Genomic DNA, 16,308 nt, shown 5'->3' on the forward strand with positions numbered 1-16,308 from the left:
ATGAGATGATCTTGGCGTGGCTGGTGTGATCACGGCGTCGGAACCGTCCTGGATAGCCCCGTTCACCGGGCTGAGCCCGCGCGACTTTCGCAAGCTGATCACCAGTCTGCGACGGGAAGGAGCCGAACGAACTCGTCCGGGGCGCCCCTGGTCGCTGCCACTGGAGGACCGAGTGCTCCTGGTCGCGACCTACTGGCGAACCAACTTGACGCTGCGGCAACTGACGCCCCTGTTCGGCATCTCAAAGTCCAGCGCCGACCGCATCATCGACCACACGGGGCCACAGCTCGCCCTCAAACAGCGGCAGCGCTTCCAGAGGGACACCGTGCTCATCGTCGACGGCACCCTCGTGCCGACCCGCGATCACACCATCGCCGAGCAGTCCAAGAACTACCGCTACTCGACCAACCACCAGGTCGTCATCGATGCCGACACCCGCTTGGTCGTCGCGGTCGGACGACCAGTGCCCGGCAACCGCAACGACTGCAAGGCGTGGGCCGAATCCGGGGCCAAGCAAGCCGTAGGAAGGACCACGACGATCGCCGACGGCGGCTACCAGGGCACCGGACTCGTAATCCCGCACCGCCGCCCGGCCGGCGGTGAACTGTGCGAGTGGAAGCAGGACCACAACCGCTCTCACAAACAAGTCCGGGCTCGGGTCGAGCACGTCTTCGCCCGGATGAAGACCTGGAAGATCCTGCGTGACTGCCGACTCAAGGGCGAAGGCGTCCACCACGCCATGCTTGGCGTCGCCCGCCTCCACAACCTGCTCCAAGTTGGATAGCCGGGCCACCGCCCCAGCAATCAGTACGCCTGGCACGCCTGCAAGATCGATTGCGGGACAAGCCTTAGCCACGCTGGTGGCCGGTCCCCGCTGTTTTCCGTGATTCCCCGCAGGATCTGGCACGCGAATGGCACGGGCGGTCCTCTCTGGAGAACCCTGGGCAAAAGCTCAGTCTTGGAGGTCTGAGCCTCAGCCGACGACAGTCAGCGACGACGGCGGGTGCGCCGACCGTTCCGGGCAGGCTGACGAGCTACCCGGCGCGGGAATTGTCCCGCAGAGCGCGTGTCAGCTCGGCGACGTGTCGCGCCTGGACGGCGGACAGCCGTCGTGCCTCCCACAGCAGCGCTGCGGCGTCCACGGCTTCCAAAGACGGAGAGAGCGGCACCCCACGCAGGTAGACGCCCGTCAGCGCGGCCAGTTCGCGGGCTTCGATCCCCAGCAGGACAGCGAAGTCCGTCACCAGGCGTGGGGTCAGCTCCTTACGACCGGAGCCGATCACCCCGTAGGTGGCCGCCGACAGGTATGTGGGCGTCACGAAGGCAAGCGTCTTCGCCATGCCCATCCAGTTCAGGTTGCGGTACTGGAGCATGCGGATCACCCAAGAGCCCGGACCGCCGGTGAGGGGCATGAGCGGCTTCGGGGCGAAGCTGGAACGCCGGTCCTCCTGCGGTAGTGAGCGGATCAGCGTCAGGAGTTCACGGCGTCCCGCTGCGGGGAGGCGCACCGCTTCCGTCACGGTGTTCGCCACCAAGCTCGCGGCCATGTCGTCCAACGGCGCAATATCGTCCGGGACCGCCAACCCCGCGAGGATGAAAAGATCGACGGCGTGGAAACCCAGCGCGGGCGCAAGCCGTCGAAGCAGCTCCTCGCCTGGGCGCTCCCCTGCGAGCACCGCGCTGACCTCGTCTCCCGTCACCCCTGCGCGGTCGGCCAACTCCTGCACGCCAAGTGCCCTGTGGTCCAGCAACCACGCCAGCATCGCACCGAAGCCAGGATGCTCCATCATGCCCGTAGCCTAGCCAGAAGGTGCCCTGGAGCCCCCTGTTACGTCTCCTCGGAACGGGCGCCAGCGGGCACGTGAGCTCCTTGATTCGGACCACGGGCACGGTGGCCACTGAGGTCTACTGGGCACGTCACGCAGTCGCCGGGGATCGCCGTACAGCGCGTGCGCTGACCGCCCCTCCCCAAGTTCGCTCCGACCTTGCTTCGGCTGCGGTCATCGGCTGGTGCGATGGCCGGACGGAGGCGCTGGTGTACGCCTCCGTCTGGTGGCGTTGATGTCAGCCGCGGATGTCAGAAGCCTTCTGGTCCGTAGCTCTACAGAGATCGGTCGCTGACGGTCATACCAGCCCCTCCACGGCCTTGGCAGGGCGCTGATGGTTGGGGTCGGTTGCTGGGGTTGCTGTACTTCGCTGCGGTACAGCAACCGCCTGGGCCTTGCTCATCCAGGTAGCGGCAAGCTCGCTTCGTCGTCGCTCATCGCGGTGTAGACGGTGAGGCAGGATGCGATGACATCGACCTCCGAAGGCCCTGCGATCCGGAGCCGCACCAACTCGGGGAGATCGGCAGAGCGGTCGATGAGACCCATGGCATCGTCAGGCCATGGGTGTGGCAGCCGCGGGAGGTACTCCACCGAGATCTCGTTGATGAAGGAGCCCTGGACCGCGATCGGATCTCCTGTCTCGACGTGGTGCAGATAGGTAAGCGAGATCACGACGTCTGGCTTGTGCGGACCCTCCCTGAGGAAGACATCCACGCAATCACCGCCGTCCACGGCCCCGAACGAGACCCGTTCGACGAAGTAGCTCACGCATGGGGCAAGCATGCGGGCTGCTCGCAGGCAGCGGTTCTTGACGGCGTCCTCTGCCTCGACTGCGTCACTCATGGCGTGAGGCTAGGGCTCACTGCGGGCCGCGTCGACTCCAACAATCAGTTCTTCCGGAAGTGATGCGCCGGTTCGGCGGCACGGTCGCGCGCAGGCTTTGAGGTTGGCGCGCGTCCTTATCAGGTCGATCACCGGGGACCGTCGACGTCGGCCCACCGGTGCTACGCCTCGGCCGATCGTCCACGGAGGTCCGGCGTCGACCGCTGCTGTTCGCGCTTGTTGGTGTCAACCGCTGGTGTCAGCAGCCGGACTCCCTTGTCCTGATCGGCGGCGAGTCTCACAAGCTGGTCCACGAACTCGTCCGTCCGGTCGTCGGCGATCATCCAACTCTGGTAGCCGAACACTTCGCCGTCGAGCTGGTCGGCGGTCCACCACTCCTCAGCCCGCGACAGCGCCGCCAGCACCGCGCGCAGACCGACCAGGTCCCTCCGTTCGAGCAAGGCCTGCGCCGTTTCCTGCGTAACTGCGGTGTCGTGGGCGTCCAATAGGAGCCGCTCAAGGATTGGGCCGACCTCTTCCCGCTCGGCCCACGCCGCAAGCTGTCGGCCGGCCGTGGCTCTTCGAGACCACGATTCCGATTCCGAGTCACGAAGCGCTGCCGTCAATCGGTCCGTCCCCTGGTCCTGGCTCACATAGCCGTACTGCCTGTAGCGAGATCATGCAGGAAGAGACCAAAGCACAGCTCAAGCGCCGGGAGAAGGCTTGAAAACCGTCGTGGCGCGAGTCATCGTGGGTTCAAATCCCAGACCCACCGCAGATGGACGGCTCCTGACCAGGTAGATCGGCCAGGGGCCGTCGTGCTGTGCGCTGTCCGTGAGTGCCCGTCGTTCCCCGTTGTTCCCCACTCGATCGGGCACGAGAGGGGCACGGCGCCTCCCCTCGATGGGAACTTTGAGCGCAGGGGTTGCTGAGGTCTACCGGGGCCGGGGCCGGGGCCGGGGGCCTGGGACTGGTGGCGGTCGGTCACGGGCGCGGTGGTTGCTGTACTTCGCTGCTGTACCGCGCCGGCTCACCCGGGGTCGCGGCCGCGCTTCCGTCAGCGAACGTCAAGGCCGCAAGTCCTCACCCTGTGGATCAAAACAAACCAATTCGTGACTCCGGGCCAGTTGGGCAGCGAATTCCGAGACTCCTTCGGCCTGGCTATAGGACATCAGCAGGTACACCATCGGTCCGGACGCCTCGGAGATCAACGGTGGGGACGCCCAGGGACTCTTGTAGCCGTCGTGATCATCCTCGGGATAACGCTCGATGAGCGCCTCTATGTACCTCTCGATACGCGCAGACGGTGGTACGGCAACGTCGTCCGACTCCAGGTAGCGCTCATACAGCTCGTCGTAGACGGAGCCCGCTTGGATGTCGTCGCGCGGGGGCACTCCCTCCCAAACGGCAAGATCGTAAGTCATGCCCGAATGATCGCAGGCGGGGTTCTCCATGGCGACAGCCGAACCAACGCCCGGCCAGATGGCTTCTCCAGCCCACCACTCACCCCAGCTTCCATCCCGTCTGCCGTCGACCCACACACCGTGGAGCGGGCGTGGTTCAGGGCGTCAAGGTGGAGCGCCCTGCTGGACGAACGACCTTGACGCCCTGGGCCGCGACTGCTCGGCTCTGCCTGGGTCGATGGCAGACGGGATGGAAGCACCTTGCGCACGCCACACTCGGCCGGCACTCGCGAACGGCGCCCCCGCCATCTCGGAGCCTGAGCGCCCCGCTGGAGGCATGGTTCTGACCGGGGCGCTCCGCGTCCAGGTCTCTCCTCATGAGCCGTTGCTTGCTGCGGCCCCAGGGGCTGACCCCGGCGCCGAAGGCGCAGAGGGGTCGGGCCCCTGGGGCCAGCCCGCGCTAGCGCGGGCACTTGATGAAGTGGGGAGAGTTCTACCGCGCCTGTCCTGTCTGAGAGGGTCTGGCTCGAAGCCAGGGCTGTGACCTGCGGGGACCAGTTCGACTGGGACAGGTAGCAGTCCGAAATCTCAAATGATCTGGTCCAGCGCGTGCGGATGCTACTCGTCGTCCCGAGCAATGTGGTCTGTCGGTGTCGTTTCGAAGTGACGGCAGTCCGGCTGCGGCTCCCGGCATGAATGGTCCGACCGCGTGCGCCCCTACTGCTCCCGCACTCGAAACAGCGGGAGCCTGCCGGCGACGATGTCCCGCTTTCGCAGCCGCAGCCCGAAGTGCTCTTCGATCGCCATCATGCTCAATCGCTGACCGCGCTGTCTGTCGGCATCGCACGCTTGCCACCCGGGGAGGACGCCGACCTTCTCCAGGCCCGGAACCAGCAGGTCGGACTCCCGTCCCCACCGCCGGGTCTCTTCACCAATACCAAAGGAGCAGATGTGAATCCCGTCCTCGTAGTAGGCGAACATCGACGGCGGATTCCACGGAGTCATCAGGAAGTTGATCGCCTCCGCCCCGTCGCGTGAGACGGCACGCAATCCGGCCTCCGTATAACCAGCAGCGTCGCCGTACTCAACGGCAAAGGCCCAGTCGCCGGCCCGGCCCACCCTGGCGACACCGTCGATGCCCGGGTCGGTGAGCAGGTCCACCGCTTCTTCCGCGGATGACAGCCGTGGCTCCTGCCGCGAGCGGGCTCCCAACCGTGAGGCAAGATCAACCGGCTCGACACCACGCGCGAGCGTCACGCAGTCAACTACGTACGGCTCCAGGAGCCATCCAATGCCATTGCCATCAGCCACAGCGCCCACCCCATTCGAATGATCGACTTTTCGCATCCTCCCCTGGGGCTCTGACAGCGAACAGCCCGCGGCCTTCCACAACTTGACCGACCGGACGCGACCTTGCCGATCCCTTGAACGAAAGCGCTGCTGGCTGTCCGGCCAGGCCCCTTCACCTGAGACGGCCCTCGAATCGGACCAGATCAACTCAGACCGGGTCCAGAGCGGTTGAGACGGGACAGCGCCCCTTGGCGATCAGCTGTCCGCTGTCATCCAATCGACAGCGAACCCAGTGGTTCCGGCTTCCTTGCCAGCGAATCTAGTCGTGTGAGGTGAACACGCTGGGGCGCTGGCAGCCACGGAGCGCGCAGGCGCGGCGGATCGGGCGTGGACGTCCTTGTTACGGTCGCTGGATGGTGAGCTGGGATGAGGACGACGTACGCGCTCGGATGCTGGAGATGGCGGCACAGGACCCGGGACGGGAGCGCTTCGGGGCCGACACGCACCGGTACGAGTTGGCACCGCCGCTGCTGGAGGCGGAGATCAGTGCGTTCGAGGAAGCCCACGGCATCGATCTTCCGGTGGAGTACCGGTCCTTCGTCGCGCAGGTGGGAAACGGCCCCGCCGGTCCCGGTCACGGAGTGATGCCGTTGGTCGCCCCCAGGCAGGCGGCGAGGAGTGGGCCATGGACGACGAGTGGGAACACGATCGGCTGCCGGGCCGACTCGCCGCGCCTTTCCCCCTCACTGAACCCCTGCCTGGCCGCATTAACACGCCGGCCGATGCGCTGACCCGGGGCACACTCATGGTGGCTGACCAGGGTTGCGGCATCTACGTCCGGCTGATCCTGAACGGCCCACGAGCGGGCGAGGTCTGGCAGATTGACGGGGACTGGGGCGGCTTCGGAGCTTGCCTGCCGGGAGGACCGTGCGGAGCTATCGGCGCTGGAGGGTCGGCGCGTACACGAGGCCGTCCTGACCTGCTTCGCCAGCCCCTCGACTGGCGGAACTCGCAGTCCGCCGGCAAGGCCGAGACTGCGAAGCGGCGTCGGCCGAAGCGCGGCTGCGGGCGTTGCCGACCTAGTCAGCCACGTGGGCTTCCGCTCAGACGGCCGTGGCAGCGAGACGGCTGAAGAGTTCCCGGGTCGCGGAGCCCGGCTCGGCGCAGTAGGCGATGAGGCGTTGACCGGTCTCGGGGATGTGGAGTACCTGGCACTCGTATTCCAGTGGCCCGAAGGTGGCGGAGTCGATCTTCTTGATGACCCGGCGCCGCACCTCGACGTCATGGGTCGCCCACATCTCGGCGAATCGTGGTGAGGTGCCGAGGAGTTCGGTGACGAGCCCCTCGAGCCCGAGGTCGCCGGGGTGGAGGGCGTAGGAGGCGCGCAGGTCGGCGACGGTCGCGCGGGCGAACGTGATCGCCGACTCGTCGTCCCAGCGATGGTGGTCGAGGGCCTCGCGGAACATCCAGCGGACAAGGTTGCGGTCGTCCTTCGGCGCCCGCACGACGCTGCTGATGAAGTGCGTCGCGAGCGCGTTCCAGGCGAGGAGGTCGTACTTCGCGTCGACGACGTAGGCCGGCACCTCCGGCATGCTGTCGAGGAGGCACCGCACGGCGGGAGTGAGTTCGCGGACCGGGCCGACGGCGGGGGGTGGGCTTTCGCCGGCGACGCGGAAGAGGTAGTCGCGCTCGTCGCGTGTGAGCAGCAGTGCCCGGGCCAACGCGGAGAGCACCTGCCGGGACGGGTTCGGGCCACGGCCCTGCTCCAGCCGGATGTAGTACTCGATGGACATTCCGGCGAGTTGGGCGACCTCCTGCCGGCGCAGACCGGGCGTGCGGCGGCGCAGACCGTCCGGCAGCCCGACGTCACGAGGTTTCAGACGAGCCCGGCGAGCCCGTAGGAACGCCGCCAGTTCCTCGCGAAGGATCATGCCTCCATGCTGCCCCAGCTCTGGCGGCCGTGGGTGGTATCGCCGGTACCAGCTTCACCAGGTCTCTGGTGGGCCGGACACGGGCGCCGCAGGGTCGGGGCATGACACTGATTGCGCTGATCACAGGTGCCAACAAGGGCATCGGCTACGAGACCGCCCGTCTGCTCGGCGAGCGCGGCATGACCGTCCTGGTCGGGGCGCGGAACGAGGAACTCGGGCAGAAGGCCGCGTCGGCGCTGCGCGAGGGCGGCGTCGACGCCCGTTTCCTCCAGATCGACGTCACCGACGACGCGTCCGTCCAGCGAGCGGCCGATCACTTGGACGCCGCGTACGGACGCCTCGACGTCCTGGTCAACAACGCGGGCATCGTCGGCGACGTCGAAGGCGCCCGCGGCGGACCGAGCGCCGCCACCCGGGCCGCCCTCCGCCAGGTCTTCGAGGCGAACGTGTTCGGCGTGGTGGCGGTCACCAACGCCTTCCTGCCGCTGTTGCGGAACGCCGAGGCCGCCCGCATCGTCAACGTCTCCAGCGAGGTCGGCTCGCTGACCTTCATGAGCGATCCGGAGCATCCGCTCCACCAGCTGGCCACGATTCCCTACCCGGCGTCGAAGACCGCGCTGAACATGGTCACCGTGATGTACGCCAAGGAGCTGCGGGACACCCCGATCAAGGTCAACGCCGCAAACCCCAGCCACTGCGCGACCGACCTCACCAGCCACACCGGCTCCCGCACGCCGGAGCAGGGCGCTCTGGTGAGCGTCGCGCTGGCCACACTGCCGGCCGACGGTCCGAGCGGGCGGTTCTGGCGCGACGGCGCCCCGGCCGCGGGCGCGGAACTGCCCTGGTGACTCCCGACGGGAATCACCAGAGCGATGCGAGACAGCGCCCCACCGGCAGGTCTCACGCCCGGTCCGGCTCTCTCACCAGCACCAACCTCAACGGCAACACGCGCCGCTTCCTGGCCGCTGAGATCAACGGCTGTCCGTTCGCCAACGCCGCACCGACGGCGACCTCCCGAAGAACATCACCGTCGGCCCGGACAACCCGCTGACGATCTCCATGTTGGGCAGCGTGGAGGGCACGGCGTCGACGGCCGCCTACGAGGGGCTGCGGCGGAACCGCCGACCGTCCGCAGCCCCGTCCGACGGGCTTTTACGGCAGCGCGGACAGCAGATCGGGCCGTGGTCCCGGCTGCATACTGGACCACATGGCACGCGAGCAGCAGAGCGCCGACGGCAGCGGGCTGGGGATCTTCCTGCGCACCCGCCGGAGCCGGGTGACGCCCAAGGACGTCGGCTTGGTGACCAATGCCGGGCTGCGGCGTACACCGGGGCTGCGGCGCGAGGAGCTGGCCACGCTGGCCGGGATCAGCATCGACTACTACGCGCGCCTGGAGCGCGGCCACGAGACCAACCCCAGCCCGGCCGTGGTCGACGCCCTTGCCCGTGCCCTCCGGCTGGACGCGCACGAGTACCGGCATCTGCGCGATCTCGCCGAGCGAGCCGACAGGAGGTCCGCGCCGGAACCGGCTGCTGCTTCCGAGCGGACCTTGCGGCCCGACATCGAGCTGATGCTGGAGAACCTGCGCCCCAACCCGGCGTACGTGATCAGCCGCACGATGGACATCCTCGCGGGCAACCCCGGCTCGGTCCGTCTCTTCGCCGGGGCGGAGGACTGGCCGCCCGAGCGGCACAATGCCCTGCGCTATCTCTTCCTCGACCCACACGCGCCGAAGCTGTTCGCCGACTGGGACGAGCAGGTCCGCACGTGCGTGGGCCGCATCCGCGCCCTGGCAGGTACCGAGCCGGACGCGCCCGGCCTGTCCGAACTCATCGACGAACTCAGGCGGGAAAGCCCGGAGTTCGTGCGCCGCTGGACGGACTACGACGTGCAGCCGCACCCGCGTGGCGACAAGACCTTCCACCATCCGGAGGTCGGCGACATCACGCTCGGCTACCAGTCGATGCAGCTCGACGGGACTCCCGGCCACCGGCTCGTCGTGTTCTTCGCCGAACCCGGTACCGCCGAACACGCCAAAATGCTCCTCCTCGACAAGGGGGCCGCCGAAGCGGCCTCCGAGCGTGTCGAGGAGGAGCGGAGCTGACCGTGGTCGGCTCCCCTGACCGGCGTCAGGGCTTGACGATGACCTTCAGTGCCTCGCGGTCGGCCATGGCGCGGTAGGCGTCCGCGGTGTCCTCCAGGCCGACGGTGCGGTCGAAGACCCGGCCCGGCTCGATCTTCCCCTCCAGGATGTCGGGCAGCAGTTCCTCCATGTAGGCGCGGGCCGGGGCCACACCGCCGGTGATGGTGACGTTCTTCGCGAAGTCCATGAAGCCGAAGGGGATATCGCCGTACTGCGGTACGCCGACCCGGCTGATCGCGCCGCCGGGGCGGACCACGCCGAGGCCCATCTGGAGGGCCGACAGGGCGCCGACGCACTCCAGCACGGCGTGGGTGCCCATGCCGCCGGTCAGCTCCTTCACGCGGGCAATGCCTTCTTCGCCGCGTTCGGCGACGACCTCGGTGGCCCCGAACTCGACGCCCAGGTCGGTGCGGTCCTTGTGCCGGCCCATCAGGATGATCCGCTCGGCACCGAGCCGCTTGGCGGCCAGGACGGCGGACAGGCCGACCGCGCCGTCGCCGATCACGGTGACGGTGGTGCGCTCGTCGACACCGGCCTTGACCGCGCTGTGGTGGCCGGTGCACAGCACGTCGGAGAGGCTGAGCAGGGAGGGCAGGAGGGCGGAGTCCTCGGCCACCGGCAGCTTGACCAGGGTGCCCTGGGCCTGCGGGACGCGGACCGCCTCGCCCTGGCCGCCGTCCACGCCGTTCGGACCCCACTGACCGCCGTGCGGGCAGGCCACGTGCAGACCTTCCTTGCAGAAGACGCAGGTGTTGTCCGCCCAGAGGAAGGGCGCGACCACCACGTCACCGGCCTTCACACCGGACACGTCGGAACCGGTCTCCTCGACGATGCCGAGGAACTCGTGTCCCATGCGCCGGCCCTCCTCGGAGGCGGGCATGGAGGCGTACGGCCACAGGTCGCTGCCGCAGACGCAGGCGAGGACCACCCGGACGATCGCGTCGGTGGGGTTCTGGATCTTCGGGTCGGGGACGTCCTCCACACGGACGTCGCCGGCACCGTACATGATGGTTGCGCGCATGAAACTCTTCCGATCTTGCTTGATGTGAGGGGTGGTCGACGGAGTGCGGCGGCTCAGTAGCGGCCGCCCTCCGGTGTCGGCAGGGCGGCCAGTTCGGCCAGGTCCGCCGGGCTCAGCTCCGCGTCCGCGGCGCCCGCGTTGTCGAGCAGGTACGTCGGGTTCTTGGTCCCGGGGATCGGGATGACGTACTCGCCCTGGGCCAGCACCCAGGCGAGCGCCACCTGCGCCGGGCTGGCGCCGATCCGCTCGGCGATCTCCCGCACCCTGGCGACGAGGGCCAGGTTGGTGCGCAGCGCGTCCTGCTGGAAGCGGGGCAGCGAGCGGCGGAAGTCGTCGGCGGGCAGGTCGTCGAAGGTGGTGAACCGGCCGGTGAGGAAGCCCCTGCCCAGGGGCGAGTACGGCAGGAAGGCGATGCCCTGCTCCTGGCAGTACGGCAGCACCTCGTCCAGCCAGTCGCGGGTCCACAGCGACAGCTCGGACTGCACCGAGGCCACCGGGTGGACGGCCTGGGCCCGCTTGATCTGTTCGACGGTGACCTCGGACAGGCCGATGTGACGGGCCTTGCCGGCGGTCACGGTCTCGGCGAGGGCGCCCCAGGTCTCCTCGATCGGTACCGCAGGATCCACGCGGTGCAGCTGATAGAGGTCGACGTGGTCGGTGCCGAGCCGCCCCAGGCTCTCGTCGATCGACAGCCTGACGTGCTCCGGCCGGCCGTTGGGGCCGCGTACGGGGCGGCCCTCGGCATCCCGGGACAGGACGCCGACCTTGGTGGCCAGCACCGCCCGGTCACGGCGGTCCTTGAGTGCCCGGCCGACGAGTTCCTCGTTGGTGAGCGGCCCGTACACGTCGGCCGTGTCGATCAGGGTCATGCCCAGGTCGAGGGCCTGGTGGATCACCTTGACGGAGGTGGTGTCGTCGCGCGGGGTCTGTGTGTCGTAGGCATGGGTCATGCCCATGCAGCCCAGGCCCAGGACGCCGAGTTCGGGGCCGCCGGAGCCCAGTGTGGTGGTGCGCATGACTGCTCGGCCTCCTGCTAGCCGTTGTCCTGGCCTTCGACGATCTTCTTGAGCTGGGTGACTGCGCTCATCGCGCTGGGCCATCCGGCGTAGAACGCCAGGTGGGTGAAGGTCTCGACCAGCTCGTCCTCGGTGAGCCCGTTCTGCAGTGCCCGGCGCAGGTGGTTGTCGAGCTGTTCCGGGCGGTACAGGGCCGCCAGGGTGGTGACGGTGATCAGGCTGCGGTCGCGCGGGGAGAGACCCGGACGCTCCCAGACGTCTCCGAACAGCACCTCGTCGGTCAGTTGGACCAGCTTCGGCGCGAAGGCTCCGAGCGCCTTCTGGGCAGGGGTTGGCTCGTGTGCCATGTCTGAACTCCTTGTGCACGGAGGTACGTGTGTACGGGGTCGAGGTTCAGAGGTTGACCAGCTGGCTCATCTCCGCTTCGAGGCGGTCGCCCGCGGCCGGGGTGAGGTCGTTGAGCTTGCCGAGCTGCTCGGCGGTCAGCTCGACCGCGTCGGCGGCGGTGTTCTCCTCGACGCGGGAGACCCGCTTGGTGCCGGGGATGGGGGCGATGCCGTCGCCCTGCGCGAGCAGCCAGGCCAGGGCCACCTGCGCCGGGGTGGCGCCTGCCTCCGCGGCGACCGCTTCGACCTCGTCGACGAGGGCCAGGTTGCGCCGGAAGTTCTCCTCGGTGAAACGCGGGTTGGTCAGGCGCCGGTCGGTGGCGTCGAACTGGTCGGTGGAGCGGATCTTGCCGGTCAGGAATCCGCGGCCGATCGGCGCCCAGGGCACAAGGCCGATGCCGAGCTCCCGCAGTACGGGAAGGATCTCCGCCTCGATGTCACGGGTCCACAGGGAGTACTCCGTCTGCAGGGCGGCGACGGGGTGGACGGCGTGGGCGCGGCGGATCGTGGCGGGGCCCGCCTCGGACAGCCCGATGTGGCGGATCTTGCCCTCGGCCACCAGCTCCGCGAGCGCCCCGACGGTGTCCTCGATCGGCGTGGCCGGGTCGACCCGGTGCTGGTAGTACAGGTCGATGTAGTCGGTGCCGAGCCGCCGGAGAGAGCCCTCGACCGCGGCGCGGATGTTCGCTGGACTGCTGTCGGGCGTGCCCGGCGTGCCGTCGCCTGCGGCCGTGTGCGAGACCAGGCCGAACTTCGTCGCCAGGACGACCTGGTCTCGGCGGCCCCGGACGGCCCTGCCGACGAGTTCCTCGTTGACGAAAGGTCCGTAGATCTCGGCGGTGTCGAGGAGGGTGACACCCAGGTCGAGTGCGCGGTGGACGGTGCGGACGGACTCGGCGTCGTCCGTGCCGTGCCCGGTGTAGACGCCGCTCATCCCCATCGTGCCCAGGCCGATCCGGGACACGTCCAGGCTGCCCAGCTTGATGTGCTTCACGGTTGGCGATTCCTTCGTTTCCAGGGCGCCGACGGATGCCTCCTCGGCTCCCCTGGGGTGCCGGGTGTTACGCCACGGAGCAGTGCATCCGGGGCCCTCTCTGTGTCAGGCCCTTCGCGCCGTGCGGAGTCGGCCCATCAACCGGAGAGGCCGTCCGCAACATCACCCAGCCTCCCCCTCGGCGGTCCGGAGTGGCAGGCCGCGCTGTGCCGGGCAGTGGCGTTCCGTGCTGTGACAGGGCACCCCACACGCCTGCCGTGCAGGTCACAGGACCGGCAGACTGGACGGCATGACACGTGACCAGCAGCAGCCGACCGGCGGCGGCACCGAGCTGGGCCGCTACCTGCGGGCGCGCCGCGCCCAGGTGACCCCCGCCCAGGCGGGCCTGGCCCCCGGCGCCGGGCTGCGCCGCACCCCGGGGCTGCGCCGCGAGGAGCTGGCCACGCTGGCCGGGGTCAGCATCGACTACTACGCCCGCTTGGAGCGCGGCAAGGAGACCCGCCCCAGCCCGTCCGTCGTCGACGCACTCGCCCGCGCCCTGCAGCTGACGCCGGACGAGCACGAGCACCTGCGTACCCTGGCCGCCCACGCCGCCCGGACCGCACCGGATCCTCCCGCCGCGCCGAGCAGGACGGTGCGGCCCGGCGTCAAGCTGGTGCTGGAGAGCCTGCGGCCGAGCCCCGCCTACGTGGCCGGCCGCACCAATGACCTGCTGGCGTGGAACCCCGCCGGGCTGCGTCTGTTCGCCGGTATCGAGGAGTGGCCGCTCAAGCAGCGCAACCTCGCCCGCTACGCCTTTCTTCACCCCGCCGCCCGCGAGGTCTTCGCCGACTGGGAACACACCCTGCGCGGCTGCGTCGCCCGGCTGCGGGCCCTGGCCGGCACCGACCCCGACGCACCCGATCTGACCGCGCTCGTCGGTGAACTCCTGCTCAAGAGCCCGGACTTCGCCCGGTTGTGGGAGCGCTACGAGGTCAAGGCGCACGCGTTCGGCCGCAAGACCTATCACCACCCCGACGTCGGCACCTTCACCCTCGGCTACCAGGGGATGCACCTGGAGGGCACCCCCGGCCACCGTCTGGTGACCTACTACGCCGAGCCCGGTACGCCCTCCCACGACGCGCTCGTCCTCCTCGACCTCACCGCGGACCACCCGGTCCCGCACGACAGTGGCCCGTCACGAGGGCGTGCACCGAAGACACCGGAAGAAGCCCCTGTCCCCCCGTCCGGGCACCGTGGGCAAGGGCAGGAGGGATGAGGACGGTCATACGCGCATAGACACCGCGTATGACCGTCCGGTGCGTCGGGTCAGGGCTCCCGTCGCGCCGCGCTCAGGCATGCCCTCCGGGCCACCGCGGCCGCCCGCCGACCCTTGATCGCGCTTTACAAACCATTAACTTGATCGACTTTAAGGTGAATTATCCCGATTGCTTCACTTTGCGACGCCATGCAACTCCCTTTACCCAAGGAGCAAGATGCGTCCCGGTCTCACGAAGCGTCACGTGACTCCCCTCGCCGCGGTCACGGCCGCCGGCGTCGCCCTGGCCGTGGTCACGGCGTCGAATGCCGCCGCCACGGCGTCCCGGTCCGTCCGCACCTCCGCCCCCGCCTCGGCGGGCATACCGAAGGTCACGGTCAAGCCGGTGCCGCTGGCCGCCCGGAACCCGAAACTGCCTGACGTTGTGGTGGTCGACGCCGGTGGCACGATCACCTCGACCGCGCGGGACCGCATCAGCTACCTGCACTACGGCCCGGCCCTGGCCGACGGCGTCCAGGGAGTCCTCAAGCCGCTGTACCCGGAGCTGGGGAACGTCGCCAACGTCTCGGTCGTACGGACCGATGTCACCGGAACCTCGTCCCAGACCACCACGAAGAACATGTACGACCTCTCCCGCACGGTGGACGCGGCGCTCGCCCTTCCCGGGATCGACGGCGTCGTCGTCAACAGCGGCACCAACGTTCTCGAAGAGGACGCGTACTACCTGGACCTGACCGTGCAGTCGAACAAGCCGGTCGTCATCAGCGGGTCGATGCACCAGTCGGGGACCTTCACCACCGACGGCGCGACCAACATGTTCAGCTCGATCCGCCTGGCCGCCAGCGGAGAGACGACCTGCTACGGCACGGTCATGCTGATGAACGACCAGTTCTTCGCCGCCCGGGAGGTCACCAAGACCGACGGCTACCGGATGGACACCTTCGGTGGCGGCAACTACGGCGCCCTCGGCGTCGTCAACGAGGACCACATCCGCACGATGCGAGCCCCGGCCCGGGTGATGAAGTGCGGCCGGAGTTCCTGGAAGACGCCCTTCGACCTGTCGAAGAAGAAGGCGAGCGATCTGCCCGCGGTGGACATCGTCAGCGGGTACATCGAGTCCTCGGCGGTCCCGATCGACGCACTGGTGGAGGCCGGGGACAAGGGGATTGTGACCTCCGGCCACGGTCCCGGCGGAATCTCGACCGCGCAGAACGCGGCCGAGGCGAGGGCGATCGAGAAGGGTGTCCTCTTCGTCTCGGCGACCCGCACCGGCGGCGAGGGCACCTACGACAGCGGGACACCCGGCGTGATCGGGGCCGCCGACCTCTCCCCGCAGAAGGCGCGGGTGCTGCTCCAGCTGGGCCTTGCCTTCAGCGGTGAGGAATCCCGTATCCGCGCCTGGTTCACGACCATTGGCGATCCCGAGTTCGACCTGTCCTCCTTCCGCCGCTAGGTCCACTGCCCCGGCTTGCTGGTGACGGGGCACAGGTGAGAGCCACGGCACCGAGACTGTCGTTGAGCTGTTCCAGTGTGCGGGCGCCCAGGTGGGCGACCCACACCCTGGGCGGCCGGCGATCCGGTTCCAGGGTGCAGGAGTGCCCTGATGGCGCGACGCGCGTCCTTGGGGCCGTAGCCCTCGGCGGCCTGATCCAGGGGCGTGGGAGGTCCGCCACCCGAATGTCACCGGGAGAGGGGGATCAGCAGGCGCCGGGAGTGCGGGTGCGCGCACCGCCGTACTCGGCGTCGGTGACGTGTTCCAGCCAGTCGACCGTGTCGCCCTCCCACAGGGCGATGTGGCTCATGAAGCGGTCGGGGGCGGCACCGTGCCAGTGCTCCTCGTCGGCCGGAGTGAAGATCACGTCGCCGGGGTGGGCCTCGATGATCTCGCCTCCGCGGGACTGGACCAGGGCGATGCCCTCGACGATGTAGAGGGTCTGGCCCAGTCCGTGGCTGTGCCAGGCGGTACGGGCACCGGGTGAGAAGCGCACCATGTTGGTCCGTGTGCGGGAGGGCTCCTCGCCCCGGTAGATCACATCCGCCCAGGCGTCGCCGGTGAACATCTCCGCCGGCAGTTTCATGGTCGGCGGCTGCTTGAGGATCTCCATGGTGGTGGCTACTCCTTGCGTCGGCCCTCGTGGAGAGGCCGTAGTGGGGGATGCGCCCCTGGACGGGGCCGGATCAGGCCGTACGGAACAGTTCCGGGCCACGGTCAGAGCGG

17 protein-coding genes are annotated in these 16,308 nt (G+C 68.8%); 6 read left to right on the top strand and 11 right to left on the bottom strand.

Annotated features, from left to right (window positions below):
- Window positions 1-16 precede the first annotated feature (16 nt).
- On the top strand, window positions 17-784 hold the full coding sequence (locus ACZ7M2_RS26815) for a transposase (protein ID WP_471597411.1): 768 nt from the start codon (window positions 17-19) through the stop codon (window positions 782-784).
- 250 nt (window positions 785-1,034) lie between these two features.
- On the opposite strand, the gene ACZ7M2_RS26820 is transcribed toward ACZ7M2_RS26815, so the two are convergent.
- The 5 genes from ACZ7M2_RS26820 to ACZ7M2_RS26840 all read right to left on the bottom strand — a co-directional run bounded on the left by ACZ7M2_RS26820 (window position 1,035) and on the right by ACZ7M2_RS26840 (window position 5,362).
- On the bottom strand, window positions 1,035-1,790 hold the full coding sequence (locus ACZ7M2_RS26820; protein WP_471597412.1) for a hypothetical protein: 756 nt from the start codon (window positions 1,788-1,790) through the stop codon (window positions 1,035-1,037).
- Between the two features lie 435 nt (window positions 1,791-2,225).
- Complete coding sequence (locus ACZ7M2_RS26825; RefSeq protein ID WP_471597413.1) at window positions 2,226-2,669, bottom strand: hypothetical protein; 444 nt, start codon at window positions 2,667-2,669, stop codon at window positions 2,226-2,228.
- A 161-nt stretch (window positions 2,670-2,830) separates the two neighbouring features.
- Window positions 2,831-3,301: a hypothetical protein gene (locus ACZ7M2_RS26830; protein WP_471597414.1), complete on the bottom strand. Its 471-nt coding sequence runs from the start codon at window positions 3,299-3,301 to the stop codon at window positions 2,831-2,833.
- Window positions 3,302-3,715: 414 nt separating this feature from the next.
- Window positions 3,716-4,102 (bottom strand): hypothetical protein, encoded by a 387-nt coding sequence (locus tag ACZ7M2_RS26835; RefSeq protein WP_471597415.1) that lies wholly within the window; start codon window positions 4,100-4,102, stop codon window positions 3,716-3,718.
- 666 nt (window positions 4,103-4,768) lie between these two features.
- A complete protein-coding gene (locus ACZ7M2_RS26840) occupies window positions 4,769-5,362 on the bottom strand; it encodes a DUF6461 domain-containing protein (RefSeq protein WP_471597416.1) in 594 nt (197 codons plus the stop codon).
- A 392-nt stretch (window positions 5,363-5,754) separates the two neighbouring features.
- On the opposite strand from ACZ7M2_RS26840, the gene ACZ7M2_RS26845 reads away from it, so the two are divergent.
- The gene (locus ACZ7M2_RS26845) at window positions 5,755-6,132 is read left to right on the top strand and encodes an SMI1/KNR4 family protein (protein WP_471597417.1); all 378 of its coding nucleotides are present in this window, start codon (window positions 5,755-5,757) and stop codon (window positions 6,130-6,132) included.
- A gap of 312 nt (window positions 6,133-6,444) precedes the next feature.
- On the opposite strand, the gene ACZ7M2_RS26850 is transcribed toward ACZ7M2_RS26845, so the two are convergent.
- A complete protein-coding gene (locus ACZ7M2_RS26850; protein WP_471597418.1) occupies window positions 6,445-7,272 on the bottom strand; it encodes a helix-turn-helix transcriptional regulator in 828 nt (275 codons plus the stop codon).
- Between the two features lie 101 nt (window positions 7,273-7,373).
- On the opposite strand from ACZ7M2_RS26850, the gene ACZ7M2_RS26855 reads away from it, so the two are divergent.
- Window positions 7,374-8,120 (top strand): SDR family oxidoreductase, encoded by a 747-nt coding sequence (locus ACZ7M2_RS26855; protein WP_471597419.1) that lies wholly within the window; start codon window positions 7,374-7,376, stop codon window positions 8,118-8,120.
- A 359-nt stretch (window positions 8,121-8,479) separates the two neighbouring features.
- Complete coding sequence (locus ACZ7M2_RS26860; RefSeq protein ID WP_471597420.1) at window positions 8,480-9,376, top strand: helix-turn-helix domain-containing protein; 897 nt, start codon at window positions 8,480-8,482, stop codon at window positions 9,374-9,376.
- Window positions 9,377-9,401: 25 nt separating this feature from the next.
- Here the strand turns inward: ACZ7M2_RS26860 and ACZ7M2_RS26865 are convergent, their stop codons facing one another.
- The 4 genes from ACZ7M2_RS26865 to ACZ7M2_RS26880 are packed head-to-tail and all read right to left on the bottom strand — an operon-like array spanning window position 9,402 to window position 12,832.
- A complete protein-coding gene (locus tag ACZ7M2_RS26865) occupies window positions 9,402-10,436 on the bottom strand; it encodes a zinc-binding dehydrogenase (RefSeq protein WP_471597421.1) in 1,035 nt (344 codons plus the stop codon).
- A gap of 53 nt (window positions 10,437-10,489) precedes the next feature.
- Window positions 10,490-11,452, bottom strand: coding sequence for an aldo/keto reductase (locus tag ACZ7M2_RS26870; RefSeq protein ID WP_471597422.1), 963 nt, complete (start codon window positions 11,450-11,452; stop codon window positions 10,490-10,492).
- A 17-nt stretch (window positions 11,453-11,469) separates the two neighbouring features.
- Complete coding sequence (locus ACZ7M2_RS26875) at window positions 11,470-11,799, bottom strand: carboxymuconolactone decarboxylase family protein (protein WP_471597423.1); 330 nt, start codon at window positions 11,797-11,799, stop codon at window positions 11,470-11,472.
- 46 nt (window positions 11,800-11,845) lie between these two features.
- Window positions 11,846-12,832: an aldo/keto reductase gene (locus ACZ7M2_RS26880; RefSeq protein WP_471597424.1), complete on the bottom strand. Its 987-nt coding sequence runs from the start codon at window positions 12,830-12,832 to the stop codon at window positions 11,846-11,848.
- A gap of 289 nt (window positions 12,833-13,121) precedes the next feature.
- Here ACZ7M2_RS26880 and ACZ7M2_RS26885 point away from each other — a divergent pair, with 289 nt between their 5' ends.
- Window positions 13,122-14,090, top strand: a complete 969-nt coding sequence (locus tag ACZ7M2_RS26885; RefSeq protein ID WP_471597425.1) for a helix-turn-helix transcriptional regulator — start codon at window positions 13,122-13,124, stop codon at window positions 14,088-14,090.
- Between the two features lie 217 nt (window positions 14,091-14,307).
- Window positions 14,308-15,543 (top strand): asparaginase, encoded by a 1,236-nt coding sequence (locus tag ACZ7M2_RS26890; protein WP_471597426.1) that lies wholly within the window; start codon window positions 14,308-14,310, stop codon window positions 15,541-15,543.
- Window positions 15,544-15,787: 244 nt separating this feature from the next.
- Here ACZ7M2_RS26890 and ACZ7M2_RS26895 read toward each other — a convergent pair whose 3' ends face one another.
- Complete coding sequence (locus ACZ7M2_RS26895) at window positions 15,788-16,195, bottom strand: (R)-mandelonitrile lyase (RefSeq protein ID WP_471597427.1); 408 nt, start codon at window positions 16,193-16,195, stop codon at window positions 15,788-15,790.
- Window positions 16,196-16,308: the final 113 nt, after the last annotated feature.

The organism is Streptomyces sp. NPDC111507 (assembly GCF_055638955.1).

Coding starts and splice junctions, on each gene's coding strand:
- ACZ7M2_RS26850 (WP_471597418.1), bottom strand. CDS start 7,272: ATGATCCTTCGCGAGGAACTGGCGGCGTTCCTACGGGCTCGCCGGGCT.
- ACZ7M2_RS26885 (WP_471597425.1), top strand. CDS start 13,122: ATGACACGTGACCAGCAGCAGCCGACCGGCGGCGGCACCGAGCTGGGC.
- ACZ7M2_RS26820 (WP_471597412.1), bottom strand. CDS start 1,790: ATGATGGAGCATCCTGGCTTCGGTGCGATGCTGGCGTGGTTGCTGGAC.
- ACZ7M2_RS26870 (WP_471597422.1), bottom strand. CDS start 11,452: ATGCGCACCACCACACTGGGCTCCGGCGGCCCCGAACTCGGCGTCCTG.
- ACZ7M2_RS26835 (WP_471597415.1), bottom strand. CDS start 4,102: ATGGAGAACCCCGCCTGCGATCATTCGGGCATGACTTACGATCTTGCC.
- ACZ7M2_RS26895 (WP_471597427.1), bottom strand. CDS start 16,195: ATGGAGATCCTCAAGCAGCCGCCGACCATGAAACTGCCGGCGGAGATG.
- ACZ7M2_RS26890 (WP_471597426.1), top strand. CDS start 14,308: ATGCGTCCCGGTCTCACGAAGCGTCACGTGACTCCCCTCGCCGCGGTC.
- ACZ7M2_RS26860 (WP_471597420.1), top strand. CDS start 8,480: ATGGCACGCGAGCAGCAGAGCGCCGACGGCAGCGGGCTGGGGATCTTC.
- ACZ7M2_RS26855 (WP_471597419.1), top strand. CDS start 7,374: ATGACACTGATTGCGCTGATCACAGGTGCCAACAAGGGCATCGGCTAC.
- ACZ7M2_RS26865 (WP_471597421.1), bottom strand. CDS start 10,436: ATGCGCGCAACCATCATGTACGGTGCCGGCGACGTCCGTGTGGAGGAC.
- ACZ7M2_RS26845 (WP_471597417.1), top strand. CDS start 5,755: ATGGTGAGCTGGGATGAGGACGACGTACGCGCTCGGATGCTGGAGATG.
- ACZ7M2_RS26875 (WP_471597423.1), bottom strand. CDS start 11,799: ATGGCACACGAGCCAACCCCTGCCCAGAAGGCGCTCGGAGCCTTCGCG.
- ACZ7M2_RS26825 (WP_471597413.1), bottom strand. CDS start 2,669: ATGAGTGACGCAGTCGAGGCAGAGGACGCCGTCAAGAACCGCTGCCTG.